At 60.3% G+C, this 17118-nt stretch carries 17 protein-coding genes; 3 read left to right on the forward strand and 14 right to left on the reverse strand.

The window, feature by feature from the left end:
- The first annotated feature begins 87 nt into the window (after nt 1-87).
- Nucleotides 88-1716: a flagellar hook-associated protein FlgK gene (gene flgK / locus DOM27_RS10955; protein ID WP_110656019.1), complete on the forward strand. Its 1629-nt coding sequence runs from the start codon at nt 88-90 to the stop codon at nt 1714-1716.
- Nucleotides 1717-1788: 72 nt separating this feature from the next.
- Nucleotides 1789-3003, forward strand: coding sequence for a flagellar hook-associated protein FlgL (flgL, locus tag DOM27_RS10960; RefSeq protein ID WP_110656020.1), 1215 nt, complete (start codon nt 1789-1791; stop codon nt 3001-3003).
- A 129-nt stretch (nt 3004-3132) separates the two neighbouring features.
- On the opposite strand, the gene fliR is transcribed toward flgL, so the two are convergent.
- From fliR to fliF, 13 genes are all read right to left on the reverse strand, one after another.
- Complete coding sequence (gene fliR / locus DOM27_RS10965; protein ID WP_110656021.1) at nt 3133-3924, reverse strand: flagellar biosynthetic protein FliR; 792 nt, start codon at nt 3922-3924, stop codon at nt 3133-3135.
- A 16-nt stretch (nt 3925-3940) separates the two neighbouring features.
- On the reverse strand, nt 3941-4210 hold the full coding sequence (gene fliQ / locus DOM27_RS10970; RefSeq protein WP_110656022.1) for a flagellar biosynthesis protein FliQ: 270 nt from the start codon (nt 4208-4210) through the stop codon (nt 3941-3943).
- A 150-nt stretch (nt 4211-4360) separates the two neighbouring features.
- A complete protein-coding gene (gene fliP / locus DOM27_RS10975; RefSeq protein WP_110656023.1) occupies nt 4361-5191 on the reverse strand; it encodes a flagellar type III secretion system pore protein FliP in 831 nt (276 codons plus the stop codon).
- Nucleotides 5191-5625 (reverse strand): flagellar biosynthetic protein FliO, encoded by a 435-nt coding sequence (fliO, locus tag DOM27_RS10980; protein WP_110656024.1) that lies wholly within the window; start codon nt 5623-5625, stop codon nt 5191-5193. The genes fliP and fliO overlap by 1 nt, the downstream gene beginning before the upstream one ends.
- Entirely contained in the window at nt 5622-6140 is a 519-nt protein-coding gene (gene fliN / locus DOM27_RS10985) for a flagellar motor switch protein FliN (RefSeq protein WP_110656025.1), read from the reverse strand. The genes fliO and fliN overlap by 4 nt, the downstream gene beginning before the upstream one ends.
- Complete coding sequence (gene fliM / locus DOM27_RS10990; RefSeq protein ID WP_110656026.1) at nt 6133-7140, reverse strand: flagellar motor switch protein FliM; 1008 nt, start codon at nt 7138-7140, stop codon at nt 6133-6135. The genes fliN and fliM overlap by 8 nt, the downstream gene beginning before the upstream one ends.
- Before the next feature lie 18 nt (nt 7141-7158).
- Nucleotides 7159-7641 (reverse strand): flagellar basal body-associated protein FliL, encoded by a 483-nt coding sequence (gene fliL / locus DOM27_RS10995; protein ID WP_110656027.1) that lies wholly within the window; start codon nt 7639-7641, stop codon nt 7159-7161.
- Nucleotides 7642-7854: 213 nt separating this feature from the next.
- Nucleotides 7855-8940, reverse strand: coding sequence for a flagellar hook-length control protein FliK (locus DOM27_RS11000; RefSeq protein ID WP_157956752.1), 1086 nt, complete (start codon nt 8938-8940; stop codon nt 7855-7857).
- Nucleotides 8941-9430: 490 nt separating this feature from the next.
- Nucleotides 9431-9883: a flagellar export protein FliJ gene (fliJ, locus tag DOM27_RS11005; RefSeq protein ID WP_157956753.1), complete on the reverse strand. Its 453-nt coding sequence runs from the start codon at nt 9881-9883 to the stop codon at nt 9431-9433.
- A 164-nt stretch (nt 9884-10047) separates the two neighbouring features.
- Entirely contained in the window at nt 10048-11529 is a 1482-nt protein-coding gene (gene fliI / locus DOM27_RS11010; RefSeq protein WP_110656030.1) for a flagellar protein export ATPase FliI, read from the reverse strand.
- Complete coding sequence (locus tag DOM27_RS11015) at nt 11522-12373, reverse strand: flagellar assembly protein FliH (RefSeq protein ID WP_110656031.1); 852 nt, start codon at nt 12371-12373, stop codon at nt 11522-11524. The genes fliI and DOM27_RS11015 overlap by 8 nt, the downstream gene beginning before the upstream one ends.
- Nucleotides 12360-13358 (reverse strand): flagellar motor switch protein FliG, encoded by a 999-nt coding sequence (gene fliG / locus DOM27_RS11020; protein WP_110656032.1) that lies wholly within the window; start codon nt 13356-13358, stop codon nt 12360-12362. The genes DOM27_RS11015 and fliG overlap by 14 nt, the downstream gene beginning before the upstream one ends.
- Nucleotides 13355-15208: a flagellar basal-body MS-ring/collar protein FliF gene (fliF, locus tag DOM27_RS11025; protein WP_110656033.1), complete on the reverse strand. Its 1854-nt coding sequence runs from the start codon at nt 15206-15208 to the stop codon at nt 13355-13357. The genes fliG and fliF overlap by 4 nt, the downstream gene beginning before the upstream one ends.
- A gap of 488 nt (nt 15209-15696) precedes the next feature.
- Here fliF and fliE point away from each other — a divergent pair, with 488 nt between their 5' ends.
- On the forward strand, nt 15697-16023 hold the full coding sequence (fliE, locus tag DOM27_RS11030) for a flagellar hook-basal body complex protein FliE (protein ID WP_110656034.1): 327 nt from the start codon (nt 15697-15699) through the stop codon (nt 16021-16023).
- A gap of 74 nt (nt 16024-16097) precedes the next feature.
- On the opposite strand, the gene rarD is transcribed toward fliE, so the two are convergent.
- Nucleotides 16098-17006, reverse strand: coding sequence for an EamA family transporter RarD (rarD, locus tag DOM27_RS11035; protein ID WP_245392676.1), 909 nt, complete (start codon nt 17004-17006; stop codon nt 16098-16100).
- Between the last annotated feature and the right edge of the window lie 112 nt (nt 17007-17118).

Genomic DNA, 17118 nt, shown 5'->3' on the forward strand with positions numbered 1-17118 from the left:
TCAAGAAGTGACCGACGCCGCCGATAAAAAATCATGATCTTGCACGGACATTGCCGGAATTGACACGGTGTTTCACGGGAAAGCGATATGAGCCTGTATTCGATTGGCCTTAGTGGTTTGAGCGCGGCACAGAATGCGCTATCGACCACCAGTAATAACATCAGCAACGTGTACACCGACGGCTATAGCCGGCAGTTGACGTTATTGGGACAGAATGGGAGTGGCAATGGTGCCAGCTCCGGTGTCAGCGTCGACGGCATTCAGCGTCAATACAATGGTTATATCAGTTCGCAGCTCAACCAGGTCAACAGCCGTCAATCGGCACTGGAGACCTATCAGAGCCAGGTCAACCAAGTCGATGACCTGTTGGCGGATAGCGACTCCGGCTTGACGACTCTGATGCAGAAGTTCTTTTCCAGTGTCGAGGATTTGACCGGCGCGCCGGCGGATGCGGCAGCGCGAGAAGGGCTGCTGGGTAGCTCGCGCAGCATGGCTGCACAGTTCCGTGCCTACGATGATTACCTGGGCGATATGCGCGAGGGTATCAATGGCCAGATTGGCGGCGTCGTCTCCCAGGTCAACAATCTCAGCGACCAGATCGCCGATCTCAACAAGCAGGTCACGCTCGCTCGCGCCAGGAGCGGTGAGGAGCCCAACGCCTTGCTGGATCAGCGCGACAAACTGGTCAGCGACCTCGGCGAGCTGGTCGACGTCAACGTCCAGGTTCAGGATGGCTCCACTTATCAGGTATCGCTATCCAACGGGATGCCGCTGGTCGCCGGTAACAAGTCATTCGATCTAGTAGCCGTCAAGAACAGCGAAGATCCTTCCAGCATCACGATCGCCTACGAGGATGGCGCCGGTTCCCGTTCGCCGCTCAAGGAGTCCGTCATCAAGGGTGGCGAGCTGGGCGGGCTACTGAGCTTTCGTAGTGAAACGCTGGATAGCGCCCAGAACCAGCTTGGCCAGTTGGCTGTGACTCTGGCAAAGAGTTTCAACACGCAACATCAGGCTGGCGTCGATCTCAATGGCGATGACGGCGAGGCTTTCTTCGACATTGGCAGTCCGACCGCCATCAGCCGGTCCAGCAACGCTGGCACCGGTTCGCTATCCGCCGAATATGGTGATGTCAGCCAACTGACATCGGATGACTATCGCCTGACCTACCAGGCCGATGGCTCCTACTCGGTCGAGAACCTGGGTAGTGGCGATATCAGTACAGTCTCGCCCGATGCCGACGGCAAGCTCTCCGTGGGTGGGGTGACATTGACGCCCAGCGGCAACCCGGCCGAGGGAGATGTCTTCATGCTTCAGCCGACACGTAATGCGGCTGCCGGGTTCGATGTGGCATTGAGTGATACCAGCAAGATTGCCGCCGCCGATGGCGACAGCGGCGGTAGCGGTGATAACCGCAACGCACTGGCGCTGCTCGATCTGCAAAGTCAGAAGCTGGTGGGTGGCAGTGCGACACTCAGCGGCGGTTATGCCGCGATGGTCAGTGATGTCGGCAACCGAGCCTCGATCACCCAGGCCAACCTCACCACTCAAGAGGGCCTGAGCGATCAGCTTTACGCCTATCAGCAGGCCGATTCGGGCGTCAACCTGGACGAGGAATACGCCAACCTGATGAAGTATCAGCAGTACTACTCGGCCAACGCCAAGATCATCGAAGCGGGTTCGACCATCCTGGATACGATTTTGGGACTGCGCGCTTAAAAGCCGCTGAAGCGTCGCTATTGAATAGCTATTGATCGCGCCTTTTATCGAGGCGCCATCGAGGAGAAAGCCGTGCGTGTCAGCACCGTAATGATGTTCGAGCGCAGTGTCAGCTCGATGAACCGCCAGCAGAGCGCTTTCATGGAGGTCGGCGAACAGATCGCTTCCGGCAAGCGTGTCGTGCGTCCTTCCGATGATCCGCAGGCCGCAGCACGAGCCATCGGCGTATCGCAGTCATTGGCCAGCAATAGTCAGCAAAACGACAGCCGAGTGACCGTACGCAACTCCCTGAGTCAGGAAGAGAGCGTCCTCAATAATGTTTCCGACTCTCTGACAAGAGCCAAGGAGCTATTGGTCCAGGCGGGCAATGGCACGCTGAGTGATGCCGATCGGCAGTCGATGTCTACAGAGTTGCGCGGCGTCTACGAGGCGCTGCTGGGTCAGGCCAACTCGACCGACGGTAACGGCAGCCATCTGTTCGGCGGCTATCAGGATGGCGCCGAGCCGTTCGTCAAGGACGCGTCCGGTGCGGTCCAGTACGCCGGGTCCGACAAGGTACGCCAACAGAAGGTCGATTCCTCTCGGCTGATGAACGTGGGCAATACCGGCACCGAGGTCTTTCAGACCGTGGCCGCGGGCTCCGGTTATGTGGCCAAGGCGGACGCCGGTAACACTGGCAGCCTCACCTTTACCGGTCCGCAGGTAACTGACACGACGGCCGAAGGTTATGGTGAGAACTACTCGATCTCTTTCAATGATAACGGTGACGGAACGTTCGAATATACGATCAGTGGTGGCCCTGAAGATGGCACAACGGGCACCTATGACGGCACCAGCGCCACACTGGAATTCGGTGGCGTGCGTCTGACGCTGGAAGGGGCCCCGGATGATGGCGATTCGCTCTCCACGGGCCCCGCGAAGAATATGAATCCGGATATCTTCACCACGTTCGAGAACATGCTCTCGGCGCTGGAGAATCCGCTCGATTCCGATACCGACAAGGCCGCTTTTGCCAACACGCTGTCGACCTCCAGCCGGGAAATGTCCAATGCACTGGACAACGTTCTGACCGTGCGGGCTTCCGTGGGCGCGAGGCTCAATGAGTTGGATACCCTGGACACCGTAGGCAGTGATCGCGCGATCAGCTACACCCAGACCCAGAGTGACCTGATCGATCTCGATTACACCACGGCGATATCCGATTACGTGCTGCGCCAAGTGGGGCTACAGGCATCGCAGAAAGCCTTCGTCGATCTGCAGGGGACTTCGCTGTTCGATCTGATGTAATCGGCGATTAGGCGCCAGGGGCGCGAAGAGTTCCGGCCGTCCGACAGCCAATCAAACAGCGCAAATCGAAGAGGGGCGCNNGCGCCCCTCTTCGATGAAGTTGCGTTATTGGGTGAGACCGTTATCGGGTCAGGGGTTGCCGGCCATCTGCTCGATCATGCCTTGCATGAAGCGCAGTTGCTGACTGAACAGATCGCTCCAGAACCCCCCCAGGTCCGGCATCAGCACGGTGATCAATACCAGTCCCGCGGTCAAGGTCATGGGGAAACCCACCGAGAAGATCGACAGCTGGGGCGAAGCCCGATTGAGAATGCCCAGCGAGAGATTGATCAGCAACAGCGCCGTGATGATGGGAATGGCCATCAGCAAGCCGGAGGAGAAGATGGTGCCGCCCCAGCGGGCCAGCGTTTCGGCGAAACTGGCATCGATCAAGGTCGAACCGATCGGCAACACCTCGAACGTCCAGGCCAGAATCTCGATCGTGATCAAGTGTCCGTTCACGGCCAGAAACATCAGTAGCGTCAACATTTCCAGTAGACGTGAAATGACCATCGTGTTGGTGCCGGCATCCGGTTGATAGAAAGTCGCGAACGCCAGCCCCATCTGCATGCTGATGAATTCGCCGGCCGTCTGCACCACGGCAATCATCACGCGCAGCACCAGCCCCATGGCCACGCCAATCAGGATCTGTTGCAGCAGCAGACCGAAACTCTCCAGCGAAAACAGGGGGATTGCCGGCATCGGCGGTAGGGTCGGCGCAATGGCGATGGCAATGGCTGCGCCGAACAACGCTTTGACTGGTGTCGGCACGCTGGGCAGGCTCCATAGCGGCGAGGCCATGAAGAAGGCGAGGATACGCACCGTAGGCCAGAAGAACAGCTGAAGCCAGCCCAGCCATTGGGCGGAAGTAATGTCGATCATCGTGGGCGCTGAGGCCTCAGCTAACCATCATCGGGATATTGTGCAGCAGTTCCCGGGTGAAGTTGACCAACAGTTGAATCATCCATGCCCCGGATACGATCAACATGGCGAAAACGCCCAAGATCTTGGGGATGAACGACAGTGTCATTTCGTTGATCTGGGTCGCGGCCTGAAACAGGCTGACCAGCAAGCCGATCAGCAGCGCCGTCAGCAATAGCGGTGCCGCCATCATCAGCGTCACTTTCATGCCCTGATAGGCCAGGCTCATTACCATTTCGGGAGACATCGCTAGCTCCGTGCGGTCGCAGGACGGCTGATGACATTGTGATACATGACGGCGTGTCTCAGGGTCGTGCGGTTGATAGGGGATAGATGTTGTTCAGGGCAGACAAACGCGGTTCAAGAATAAGTACGCGGCCCAGGAGAGATACGCGGTTCAAGAGAAGTAGAAACTCTGGGTCAGCGAGCCGATCAGAAGCTGCCAGCCGTCGACGAGGACGAACAGCATCAACTTGAATGGCAGGGAGATCGTCGCCGGTGGCACCATCATCATCCCCAGTGCCATCAGTACACTGGCGACGACCAGGTCGATGATCAGAAAGGGAATGAATATCGTGAAGCCGATCTGGAACGCTGTCTTCAGCTCGCTGGTCACGTAAGCGGGTACCAATATTCGCATCGGTACGTCTTCCGGCCCCTGCATGTCGCCGATATCGGCAATGCGCGCAAACATCGCCAGGTCGGCCTGGCGAGTCTGCGCGAACATGAACTCGCGGAAAGGTTGGCTGCCTCGATCGAGGGCCTCCTCCAGGGAAATCTGTTCGGCCGAGAACGGTTGCCAGGCTTCGTCGTATACCCGGTCCAGGACCGGCGACATGATGAAGAAAGTCAAAAATAGAGCCAGCCCCAGCAGAACTTGGGTGGGCGGCGCGGAAGGCGTGGCCATGGCGGTGCGCAACAGGCCCAGTACGATGATGATCCGGGTGAAGCAGGTCATCATCAGCAGCATGGCCGGCAAGAACGCGAGCGACGAGAGAAATAGCAGGGTCTGCAGACTCAACGACCAGCGCTGCCCGCCGTCCGGCATCGGTTCGCTGACGATACCCGGGAGCGCCTGTGCCACTGCCCAGTGGCTGGCCGTCAATGCGACCAGCGCCACCAGTCCCAAGATGACGCCACGAGACTTGGAGTAGACCAGCCTCGTGGCGGCGATGAGCGTATCCCTGACATCGTTCGGCCAGCCGGCAGTCGCACCGATAATAGCCATCAAGAGTCGTCCCCGTCGCTGCCTCGAGAGGTCCGGCGTTTCAGGGAGTTGCTCGCATTATGCTTGAGTGCCTGTCCGAAACGGCTGGCGAAGGATCCGGCGACCGGTGGCGTGGTGGCTCCCGCCGTAGGGGCGGCGGGCGGATCTAAGGTGTCCAACTTGGTTACCTGACCTCCACCGACACCCAGCACGAGCCAGCGATCGGCGACCTCGACGATCACCACGCGTTCGCGTTGTCCCACCGGCGTGCTGGCGACCACGCGCAGATGTTGCGTCCCTGCGCGACGATTGGGACCAATACGTTTCAGCAGCCAGGCGCAGGCCAGGATGATCGCGATGACCACGAGCAGCGAGATTGCAGTCTTGCCGATCATCAGCAGGCCGATACTCTCGCCGCCCGACTGTGTCGCCTGCTGGAAAGTTTCGTCTTTCATCGATTCAGTTTTTGAACGCGTTCGGACGGCGTGATGATCTCGGTGATCCGGATGCCGTACTTGTCTTCGACCACCACTACTTCGCCTTGGGCAATAAGATAGCCGTTGATCAGAATGTCCATCGGCTCGCCGGCCAATCCATCCAGCTCCACTACCGAACCTTGTGCCAGCTCGAGCAGTTGCTTGATGGTGATACGCGTCCGCCCCAGCTCGACCGAGAGCTTGACGGGGATATCCATGACCACACCCAGGTCCCGCGTCTGAGACGCCTTGTCACTGCCTTGGTCGAAGGACTGGAATACGCCGACCTCTGCCGCCCTGGACTCACCGGTGCTCGCCGTGGCGGTGGGCTTGACCGTTTCCTCGGTGGGAGTGGTCCTATCGGGTTCAGGCTCGACGGCTTCAGGCTCGACGCCCTGTTCCGCCATCGCTGCCGCCCAAAGATCTTCGGCCTCTTCCTGGCTTGAGTTGTCGGACGCTCCCTGCTGGGATCCCGGTTTCTGCTCGTCACTCATTGTCAAAGTCCTTCATGGCGGAGTACGTACCATGGTCGATAAGATGCTTCACCCGTAGCGCGCGCTGGCCTTGCCGGGTGCCGTATTCGCAGGCCATGACCGGCACGCCGTCGACGCGTACGCCAAGGGTCTTGGGAAGATCGATGGGAAGGATGTCGCCGACTTCCAGCGACAGCACGTCGCCGATGTTTGAAGGTATCTCGGCGAAATCGGCGATCAGTTCGACCTGGGTCTGCTTGATCTCGCCGGCCATGCGCGATTCCCATTGAGTGTCGTCGCTGTCCAGTGCGCCGATCGGGCTGGACAGAATGTCCCGGATCGGTTCGATCATGGAAAACGGAATGCAGATGTTGAAGTCGCTGGCCAGATTGCCGACCTCGAGATGGAACGTGCTGTTGACGACGATCTCGTTGGGCGAATTGGTGATGTTGGCGAAACGGACCTGCATCTCCGAGCGCATGTAGTCGATCTCCAACGGATAGATCGATTTCCAGGCGTCGCTATAACCTTCCAGTGCCAACGACATCAGACGCTGAATGATGCGTTGCTCGGTGGCGGTGAATTCACGTCCATCGGACTTGGTGAGGAATCGTCCGTCGCCGCCGAACAGGTTGTCCACCACCATGAACACCAGCCCTGGTGGGAATACCAGCAGGGCGGTACCTTTGAGCGGCTTCAAACTGATCAGGTTGAGATTGGTGGGCACCGGCAGGTTGCGCGCGAATTCGCTATAACTCTGGTAGCGCACGCCGGATACCGTGATATCGGCGCTACGCCGAATCAAGTTGAACAGCGCTACCCGGAAGAGACGCGCAAAGCGCTCGTTGATGATATCCAGGGCCTGCAGCCGCTCGCGAATCACCCGATGCTGGTTGGCCGGATCGAAGGGCCGGACTCGACGGTCGCCTTGGGGCGCGTCGGCCGGCTTGTCGTCGTCGCCGCTGACCCCGTTGAGAAGGGCGTCGATCTCTTCCTGCGACAGTAAATCGTCTTGGGACATGGTTGGCCTGGCGTCCGCTTACTGCACGATGAAATCGGAAAACAGCACGTCATCGATCGATAACGCGGGCTGCGGTGTGGTGATCGGATCATCGAACAGACCGAGAATTTGCTGCTTCATTAGGGTCTTGCCCTCGGGCTTGATCAGCTCTTCCGCGCTTTTGCCGGAGAGCAGCATCAGCAGCCGACTGCGTACTTCCGGCATGTGCTGGTTGAGAAATGCGCTGGTCTGTTCATCGTCGACGCGCAGCGACAGCCCCACGTAGAGCAGACGATCACCGTAATCACTTTGCAGATTGACTGTGAACGGCTGAATGGTGACGAAAATCGGCACCGGCGGTTCGACCGCTTCGTCCTCGACGACGTCGGTGGCCCCGCTGCCATTACGGGCATCGAGATAAAAATAGACGGCGACCGAGCTGGCTACCGCCAGCAGGACGATCAAGAGCCCCACCAGGATGAGGGTGCGTTTTTTACGGGGTGCGGCCATTGCTTCTGCCATTACGGATCATCTCGGGAAGTTGCTGCGGATTATGCGGGGCGAGGGAGCATGGCGATCGCTGGAAAAGACGCCTTGGGACTTGCCAACTTCCCCTTTCATGCCCCGAAACCGGGAGGCAGGGCATGGGCTGCCGATGCTGCCGCATAGCGTGGTAATAACGTGATATCGCGGCGCGCATTCGCCCGTCGCTCTCCGTACTATCGGCAGCGCCGGCTAAGCATAAAGGCTGATATTGCCATTCGCCGTGAGGTCGACTTGGCGAAGAGCTGCCTCATCCCCGGCATCGATGGGTGCAGCGGTCAGTAGAGAGCCACCGGGAATCGAGGCGTGTCGCGGCTGACCATCGCCTGACGACTGATTTTGTTGAAATGACCCCTGGTCACCGACCATGGCTTCGCCCAAGGTGATGCCGCTATCGGCCAGCGCTTGACGAAGCTGAGGAATCGCAGCTTCTACCGCAGCGCGAACTGGCGCGTGGGCCGAAAGAATCTGGAGCTGCGCCTGCTGATCCTGAACCGTCAACGTGACACTCAGCGGCCCCAGTTCCTGGGGATGAAGTTTCAGTGACATCTGCTGATCACCGCGCTGATGCATCTGCAGCACCTGTTGGCCGAAAGAGGCCGGCCACTGGGGTGACTGAACGGATGCCGTGATGGCCGCGGGCGTGGCCGCTGCTGTCGGCGTGGAGGCGCCCGCGGCATTCGAGAGCGAGGAGTTCAGACTCGCCAGCGAGCCGGGATCCGGACGATCACTCGGCGATGCGCCCGAATTCAGACCGCCGAGATCGCGATTGGCCGCCAATGTGGCGTCGAGCTTGTCAGCTGCAGTCAAATCGCCTTGCGGCATGGGCTGACCCGATGACGGGGCGGTGCCCGGAACGAGGTTGCCTGGCAGTGTTGCTTGAGTGCCATCGAGACCCGGGGAAGAGCTTTTCGTTCCTGTCTGTTGGGAGTCGGCGTTGACGCGAGTCGATGCCCCCGGCTGCGGTCCCGCCTCCGCCAGCATCTTCTGGGCGATACCTGCGAGCTGGTCGGCATCGTCGCCTGCGTACGGCGTCGTGGACGCCAGCCCCATTTGCTGGAGGACTGCCTGGGTCGCATTCGACCCACCAGTGGCGGAGCCGGCGCCCGTGTTGTTCGGCACCGAGGTCATTGCCGGTGGTAGGGCTGCGAAGAGGGCGGCGAGCCCCTGAACGTCGAGCGACGTCGAATCATCGCCACCCTTTGATGTGTCGGATGAGGCCTTGCCGCTCTCGGTCTTGCCCGCCAGGCTTTCAAGCGCAGCGTGAAGTCCCGACATGTCTCCCATCTCTAGTGACTGCAAAATCCGCTGCGTATCTGTGGGCGTCGGATCGGAAGCTTGGGCCTCACCTTGTATCGGCTGCGATTTCCGCATCGTTCGAGAGATCTCCGCGTCAGTCGAAGACGACCCGGTTGTCTCGTTGTCAGTGGACGCCAGGCTCGCATTTGGCTGCGGATTGGCGTCCGAATTTGCGGCTCGAAACGCGGCGTTCTCGCTGGCACCGGAACGTTGCGGCCTTTCGGCCTCCGCCGTCCGTTGCATGACGTCGGCGAACGGCGCACGGGCCGAATTCGAGGACGTGCTGCTCTTGGCATCGGCATTACGTGCCGAGGAGGACGTCGCAGCGGTAAGAGAGGAGAGTTCCATGGACGATGGCGCCAGTATGATTATCGTTAAGTTCGTCAAAAAAGTTCTTGGCAAGCTTTCAAGATTCGGCTTCCGTGCCAGGCTCGGGAATCAGAGGCCTGGCCTGCGATCAGTCCGGCTATCAATGCACCCCATCTTGCTGGCGACGACGTAACTGCGCTGCCATCTCGTCGCTGTGGCGCTGTTCATGGCGCGATAGCTGATGGGCTGCCTCGCTCTGACGTCGGGTATGCAGGGTCTCGTAGGCATTGAGCTTACGATGTTCGCTTTGCCAGTGCTGCTTGCCATTCTCGACCCGCGATTGCTGCTCACCGAGTCGACGCTGCTGCTGCTCGATCGCGTTATCCAGGGAGCCGATGAACTGTTGATAATCTCGCCATTGGCTGGAAGAGACGCCTTGCGTCAGGCTGTCGTGAAGCTTGCGTCGATACTCGTCGCGATAGTTCTGGAGCTGCCCCAACTGATTCTCGGCCTCCTGCTGCTGGCGCTGCAGATGGCCGAGATCCTCGACGGCCTTGTCGCTGCTGCGTTGCGCCAGATCTCGAAGCATCTGCATGGCTTGTGTATTGGCCAAGACGTCACCTCCTGTTCGTGCCGTGATATCGATGATGCCCGGATAGCGACCTGGCCATTCACCGGCTGCCATTGTGGCTGTCCCGGAGTCATGGCAAATGCTCGAGAAACGCTAGAAAAGGTGACTATTCCTTCAGCCGGATAGACGAGCGAACGGCCGTTAAGTCACTCTGCAACGGGGATGAGTCGATCCAGATCGGCCTGGGTATGCGGCAGCTCGGCGATCTCGTTCATCCCTTGCTGAAGGAAAGACTCGAGCCGAGGATAAAGTGCGACCGCGCGGTCCAGTTGAGGGTCCTGGCCGCTGATATAAGCACCGACGTTGATCAGATCGCGATTGCGCTGGTAGCGGGAGATCATCTGCTTGAAGCCCTGCGCCTGACGCAGCCGTTTGGCCTCGACCACGGCCGGCATCGCTCGGCTGATCGAAGCTTCGATATCGATCGCTGGATAGTGCCCGCTTTCCGCCAGTTGGCGGGAAAGCACGATATGTCCATCGAGAATGGCGCGTGCAGAGTCGGCGATCGGATCCTGCTGGTCGTCGCCTTCGGTCAACACGGTGTAGAAGGCAGTGATCGATCCGCCGCCGCGCTTGCCATTGCCGGCGCGTTCGACGAGCCCCGGTAGTTTGGCGAAGACGGAAGGTGGATAGCCCTTGGTCGCCGGCGGCTCACCGATGGCCAATGCGATTTCGCGAGCTGCCATGGCGTAGCGCGTCAACGAGTCCATGATCAGCAGGACATTACGCCCCTGATCGCGAAAATCCTCAGCCAGACGAGTGGCGTAGGCGGCGCCCTGCATACGTTGTAGCGGAGAAGTATCGGCCGGAGCGGCAACGACCACGGCCCGCGCCAGACCTTCCTCACCCAGAATGTTCTCGATGAAATCCTGAACTTCACGTCCACGCTCACCGATCAGACCGACGACGATCACGTCGGCATCGGTGAAACGCGCCATCATTCCCAATAGCACGCTCTTGCCGACCCCGGACCCGGCGAAAAGGCCCATCCGTTGGCCGCGACCCACGGTGAGCAGGCCATTGATCGCGCGGATACCGACGTCGATGGCTGTATCGATGGGCGCGCGAGCGAGCGGGTTGATCGGAGGGGTCTCGAGAGGGGCGTGCGGGGACTGCTCCAGCGGGCCCTGATCGTCGAGGGGCCGGCCATTGCCGTCGACGACGCGGCCCAGCAGACCATCGCCAAGCGGAAATCGCCGTGCGCTGGCGATATCCAGACGGTTGCCGCTGAGCGCCAGTACACGGGCGCCGGGAAGCAGGCCGCTAGTATCCGCCAGCGGCATCAGGAAAAGTTTGTCGCCGGAAAATCCCACTACTTCAGCCTCGGCGAAGCGCTCATCGTCACCATTGCCATTGCCGGCAGAGAGTTCGATCAGGCAAGCGCTACCCAACGGCAGCCGTATGCCGACCGCCTCGAGGACCAGGCCGGTGGCACGGGTGACGCGGCCCTCATGACGGTAGTGAGAGAGCGATTCGACACGATGACTAATCTTTTCCAGTACATGGCGCCAGCGTTGATGATGAGGTGAATCCGCTGAATCCGCTGAATCCGCTGAATCCGCTGAATCCGCTGAATCCGCTGAATCCGCTGAATCCGTCGAAGTGCGAGCCGTGCCCGAGTCATGCATCGTCGTTCTCCGGCCCGCTGAGGTCCTGCGGTTGAGCGGCCGGATTTTCGGAGCCCGAGATTTCAGATCCCGGCGTTCCAGGTGTGGAATCTCCAGTTTCAGAATTGCCGCTTTCGCTGGCTGGCGATGCCTGGCGTTGGCGTCGCTGACCGAGAATTGCCTTCCAGTGTGTGCTCAGGCTGGCGTCGAGCCCGCCACCGGCACTGGTGGCACGACAGCCACCGCGCTCGAGCGCCGGATCGGGATGACACTCCCAGCCGCTTGCCGCGAGCTTCTCACCCATGGCCGCTGTCACCAGTTCAAGATCCGCCGGATGCAACCATAGCCTGGGTTTTCCGTTCAATGAGGTGTCGGCATCGAGTAACTCGCGCACCACGCACAGAATCTGCTCCGGGTGGGCGGCAAGGGATTCGCCCGCTAGTTGGCGCCCGGTAATGAGTGCCAGCTCGACCAGCTGATCGGCGACCTCGGTGTCCAATGCCATCAGGGCTTGGCGAAAATTTTCGGCAAGCTCGGCGAGCGGGTTCAGGGTCATCTCCAGGCGCTTATGGAACTCAAGTTCGGCGACGGCATTGGACGCTTCGAGGCCTTCCTGATATCCCGCTCGATAACCCTGCTCCTGGCCTTCGCGGTGGCCGATTTCGAAACCCTCCCGCTTTGCCTTTTCGCTAGCAGCCTGACGGGCCTCGGCGTCGGCATCCTGTTGCCGGCGTTGACGCTGCGCCTCGGCATCGAACGCGGGCAGTCGAGTATCCGGCGCGTGGCCAAGATCGTCCATCTGCCAGCGGTGCCACTCGCCGTCGGTACCTGGCGTTGACGGATTGCGGCGATCAGACGTAGCCATCGTCGCCACCGCTCAAGGCGATCTCGCCGGAGTCGGCGAGACGCCGCACCGCCCCCAGAATCGCTTTCTGTTCGTTTTCGACCTGCGACAGCCGGATCGGACCGCGGTTTTCCATGTCCTCGCGCATCAGTTGGGCCGCACGCTGGGACATATTGCGCGTGAACTTGTCGATCAGTGCCTCTTCCGAGCCGCGCAGCGCAATGACCAGAGAGTTGGTTTCGACCTCGCGCAGAATCATCTGGATGCCGCGGTCGTCGATATCCAGCAGATTCTCGAACAGGAACATTTCGTCGATGATGCGCTGGGCCAGATCCTCGCTGTGGGCGCGGACCACGTCGATGACTTGCTCTTCCTGAGCAGTGTTCATCAGGTTGAGAATCTCGGCCGCGGTTCTGACACCGCCCATCTTGCTGCGCTTCAGGTTGGTGCCGTCGAGCATCGAGGTAAGTACCTCGGTGAGCTCCTGCAGCGCGGCCGGCTGGACACCACTGAACGTGGCAATGCGCAACATGACGTCGTCGCGTCGTTTCTCGTCGAACAGCTCGAGTATATTGGCCGCCTGGGAGCGCTCCAGGTGGACCATGATGGTGGCGATGATCTGCGGGTGCTCGTCGCGGATCAATTCCGCGACCATCGAGGCTTCCATCAGATTCAGCGAGTCGATGCCCGAGGCCGTATTGCTGGTCTCGAGGATATCCTCGATCAGACTACTGGCGCGCTCGCTGCCCAAAGCCTTGGTGAGCACCGCGCGTATGTGGTCATTGGAGTGCAGATTGATCGCAGTGAACTGTTCGGCTTCATCATGGAAGTCCCGCAGTACCGCCGCCATCTCTTCGTGGGAGACCTGTCCGAGCTTGGCCATTTCCTGGCTGATGTCCTGCACTTCCCGGCTGGAAAGGTACTTGAACACTTCCGCGGCGCTATCTTCGTCCAGCGACAGCAACAGGATGGCGCCGCGTCGGGCGCCGGTCATTTCCAGGGTCATGATTTGTCCATCCAGCTTCTGACGACCATGGCGACCAGGCGCGGATCCTCCTGCGCCATCTCGCGAACGTCCTTGAGGTCCTGCTCGTAATTCGAAGCGCTGCGGCGATTGCGCTCGCGGCTTTTCGAGGCGCTGCTGGCATTGGCGGTGCCACTGTCGCTGACGGTCTGATAACTCGCGGCGCCGGCCACTGCAGCTGCTCCGGTGGGGGCGGCGGCCGTTGCTGCTGCAGGCGCTGGCAGCGGTTCACGGGTCTGGCGTCGAATCAAGGGTTTCAGCAGTTTGAACCACAGGAACAGGGCGGCCAGGGCCACGAGCAGATACTTGAGCGCGCTCTTGGCCAGGCTCCAGACTTCCGGTGTCTGCCACCACGGCAGGGTAACAAAGGCCGGGGCATTGATCTGGAAGGGGCTGTTGACCACTTCGATGGCGTCTCCCCGAGTCTCGGAGAACCCCATCGCCTGGCGCACCAGGCCCCGGATCTGATCCATCTCGGTATCGCTCAGCGCGATCTGGGTGGGCTGGCCATCGTCATCCACGCCGTCCTTGTAGTTGACCACCACCGCGACCGAGAGGCGATCGATGCCGCCACTATGCTGCTTGACGTGCTCGACGGTTCGGTCCACTTCATAGTTGATGGTGCTGTCGCGGCGGACCTGACCGGTATCGGCGCCGTTACCGGCAGTCTGAGCCGCATCGCCTTGATTGGTCGCGTTCTGATTGGCGTCTTGATTGGTATTATCGGCAGTATTGGCTTGGTTGCCGTTATTCTCGTTATTGCCTTGAGCCTGCGTGGCCGGTGAGTTGATCGGCGAAGCGGCCACGCCCGGCGGTTGATTGCTCAGCGCGCCAGGTACGCCCATGGCAAGATCGCCATTGCTCTGAAACGACGAGCTGTTCTGCTCGCTGCGCACCGCGGCGTCGTTGGGTGACTGATTGGGGCCATAGCGCTCTGCGGTCTGTTCACGCTGGGAAAAGTCGATCTGGGCGGTGACCTGCGCTCGAACGTTACGTGCGCCGACGATCGGTGCCAGGATCGCTTCGATTCGCTCGGCATATTGATTCTCGAGATTGCTGACGTAATCGAGCTGACTGCCGTCGAGCTTGTTGGCGTCTCGGGCCGGGCGGCTCAGCAGATCCCCGTTCTGGTCGATCACGGTGACGTCATCGACGGCCAACTGCGCGACGCTGCTGGACACCATGTGAACGATGGCGTTGACCTGGCCTTCCCCGAGTACGCGACCCGGCTGCAGGTCTAGCACCACCGAGGCGGTGGCGGGTTGACTCTCACGTACGAAGACCGACGGCTTGGCCAAGGCCAGATGGACGCGGGCCCGCGCGACACTGCCCAGCGTGCCGATGGTGCGAGCCAATTCTCCCTCTAGGGAGCGCTGGTAATTGACCTGTTCGGCGAATTGGCTGATACCGAATGCCTGGTCGTCCATCAGCTCGAAGCCGACGCCACTGGCCTCGGGTAGGCCCTGCTCGGCCAGTTTGAGACGAATCGGACGCACCTGATCGGCAGGAACCAGTAGCGCCTGGCCGCCCTCGCTGAATTCGTAGGGAACGCCCATGGCATCGAGCTGATTGATGATTCGACCGCCATCGGCATCGGTCAGAGTGGAATAGAGAACACGATATTCCGGACTGCGAGCCCACAGCAGCAGCGCTATCACGATCGCGACGGCGGCGGCGCCGGCGATGATCAGCGGAATACGCGGATTCGCCTGCAACTTGCTCAACCAGTCGCGCCCGCTAGTGGTCGCCTCCGAACCGGCTTGCCGATTCGAAGCCCGGGCGGATGCGCTGCCTGAACTCTGGGTGTCATTGGGCGCCGTGGCCGTGCTCATGTCGAGCTCCGATCAAGCCACGCGAGGCGACCCAACCCCTGGGTGTGGTCCATCGGTACGGTGTGACCCGTCAGGATGGCGCAATCCATCAACTTGGTACGACTAGACAACATAGCAGTAGTCTGCTCCCTGCAACGCGTCTGCTCATCCGTGCCTCGACACGCTCGGAGCGTCAATCCGATGCGGCCATGGCCGGGGCGTGAATTTGATGGCAGCCATTATGTGTCGCTCTGTTAACCGTGAAGGTGGGAAAAGCCGGTGTTTTCACACGCATTTACCGCGATAGTGGTTGGCCGACTATTGATAGGCTGCGAGCGTCGAATCCATTGGCAGCTTTTTGGCCTCCTATGGCCTCCTATATAGAGTCGTCGCGACGAAGAGAGAAAGAGTGGTCACGACGAAGAGAAGGTAGCCATCGCCATGGATGAAAAGCCGTCGCCGCGAATACGACGTCGTCTTATAGAAAACCGTTACACAGGAAAATTTCCATGAGTGCTCCCGCCATTCAAGCGGCGCTTCAGCAGATGCAGGCGTTGTCGGCTCAGGCAAGCGGTCAAAGCGCGAGCCCGATGGTTCCGACCGCCGAGACCAGCGGTAGCTTCGCCGGTGAGCTCCAGGCGTCGCTCGGGCGAATCAATCAGATGCAGCAGACGGCCAATCAGCAGGCGATGTCCTTCCAGGCCGGCGATCCGAACGTGGCGTTGAACGACGTAATGATCGACATGCAGAAGGCGAGTGTGGGTTTCGATATGGGGGTGCAGGTGCGTAACCGTCTCGTGACAGCATACAAGGAGGTCATGGGGCTGCAGGTATAAACCCGCTGGCCTATCTCTTTCGTGCAGTATCGAAGCCCGGCCGTCCGTCCAGGACCGCCGGTTTTCTGCGTTCTTCAGGCCCCGAGTTTGCGATGCCGGCGCCAGGTATCCACCGAGTAGAACCCGAGCCCGATCCAGATCGTCACGAAGGTGATCAACTGGGACGCCGAAATCGGCTCGCCGAATACCCATAATGCCAGCAGGAACTGCAGAGTGGGGTTGAGATACATCAGAAAACCCACGGTAGAGAGCGTCAAACGCCGCGCGGCACCCGCGAACGCCAGCAGCGGCAGGGTAGTGACGACGCCGCTGATGATCATCAGAACGGTCGTCTCTCCGGTGTCCCCGAAGTGAGATTGGCCGTGCCACGCCAACCAGGCCAGCGCCACCAGGCTCAATGGCAGCAGCAGACTCGTTTCGACCAGCAGTCCCGATAGGGCGTCCAACGCCACCCGCTTGCGCAGCAAGCCGTAGGTGCCGAACGTCATTGCAAGCACCAGACTGATCCAGGGTAACCGGCCGAGCATCACCAACTGGAGCAGGACGGCGGCCAAAGCCAGGCCGATCGCCAATGTCTGCCAGCGGCTCAGTCGTTCACGCAACACCAGCATCCCCAGCGCGACGTTGACCAGTGGTGTCATGAAGTAGCCCAGACTCGCCTGAAGTACGCGATGGGTTTCAACGGCGTAGATATATAGCCCCCAGTTCAGCGCAATCAGCAGCGCGCAACCGAGACTCCAGACCCATCTTCGGGCCTGCTCTCGGGGCCCCTGAAATTCCCGTCGCAGCGCGGTCCAACGTCCCATTAGCGAGACCACCGCGATCAGAAACGCGCAGGACCACAGGATTCGTTGAATCAGCACCTCGAACGCGGGTACGCCGTCGAACAGTGAAAAGAACAGTGGAAAGCAGCCCCACATGGCATACGCAGCAACGCCCAACACGACACCGCGGCGCGCCTCGATCGCGGTTGCTGACGACACGGGCGTCGTCGTGTTCGCCGGCGACGTCCGAGAGTTATCCGTAGAAGAATCAGCCATGTTCGACGCTCCCTGTCCTGAGGCCATAATCTATCATGACCTGTGGACTCAAACC

Source organism: Salinicola halimionae (assembly GCF_003206065.1).
Lineage (GTDB): Bacteria > Pseudomonadota > Gammaproteobacteria > Pseudomonadales > Halomonadaceae > Salinicola > Salinicola halimionae.

Excerpts from the sequence above, each read along its gene's own strand:
- fliR (WP_110656021.1), bottom strand. The coding sequence starts at position 3,924 with ATGATCGACATTACTTCCGCCCAATGGCTGGGCTGGCTTCAGCTGTTC.
- DOM27_RS11015 (WP_110656031.1), bottom strand. The coding sequence starts at position 12,373 with ATGGCTACGTCTGATCGCCGCAATCCGTCAACGCCAGGTACCGACGGC.
- fliF (WP_110656033.1), bottom strand. The coding sequence starts at position 15,208 with ATGAGCACGGCCACGGCGCCCAATGACACCCAGAGTTCAGGCAGCGCA.
- fliP (WP_110656023.1), bottom strand. The coding sequence starts at position 5,191 with ATGGCTATTATCGGTGCGACTGCCGGCTGGCCGAACGATGTCAGGGAT.
- fliO (WP_110656024.1), bottom strand. The coding sequence starts at position 5,625 with ATGAAAGACGAAACTTTCCAGCAGGCGACACAGTCGGGCGGCGAGAGT.
- fliN (WP_110656025.1), bottom strand. The coding sequence starts at position 6,140 with ATGAGTGACGAGCAGAAACCGGGATCCCAGCAGGGAGCGTCCGACAAC.
- fliE (WP_110656034.1), top strand. The coding sequence starts at position 15,697 with ATGAGTGCTCCCGCCATTCAAGCGGCGCTTCAGCAGATGCAGGCGTTG.
- flgK (WP_110656019.1), top strand. The coding sequence starts at position 88 with ATGAGCCTGTATTCGATTGGCCTTAGTGGTTTGAGCGCGGCACAGAAT.
- fliI (WP_110656030.1), bottom strand. The coding sequence starts at position 11,529 with ATGCATGACTCGGGCACGGCTCGCACTTCGACGGATTCAGCGGATTCA.
- fliG (WP_110656032.1), bottom strand. The coding sequence starts at position 13,358 with ATGACCCTGGAAATGACCGGCGCCCGACGCGGCGCCATCCTGTTGCTG.
- DOM27_RS11000 (WP_157956752.1), bottom strand. The coding sequence starts at position 8,940 with ATGTCGGGACTTCACGCTGCGCTTGAAAGCCTGGCGGGCAAGACCGAG.
- fliQ (WP_110656022.1), bottom strand. The coding sequence starts at position 4,210 with ATGTCTCCCGAAATGGTAATGAGCCTGGCCTATCAGGGCATGAAAGTG.
- fliL (WP_110656027.1), bottom strand. The coding sequence starts at position 7,641 with ATGGCAGAAGCAATGGCCGCACCCCGTAAAAAACGCACCCTCATCCTG.
- fliM (WP_110656026.1), bottom strand. The coding sequence starts at position 7,140 with ATGTCCCAAGACGATTTACTGTCGCAGGAAGAGATCGACGCCCTTCTC.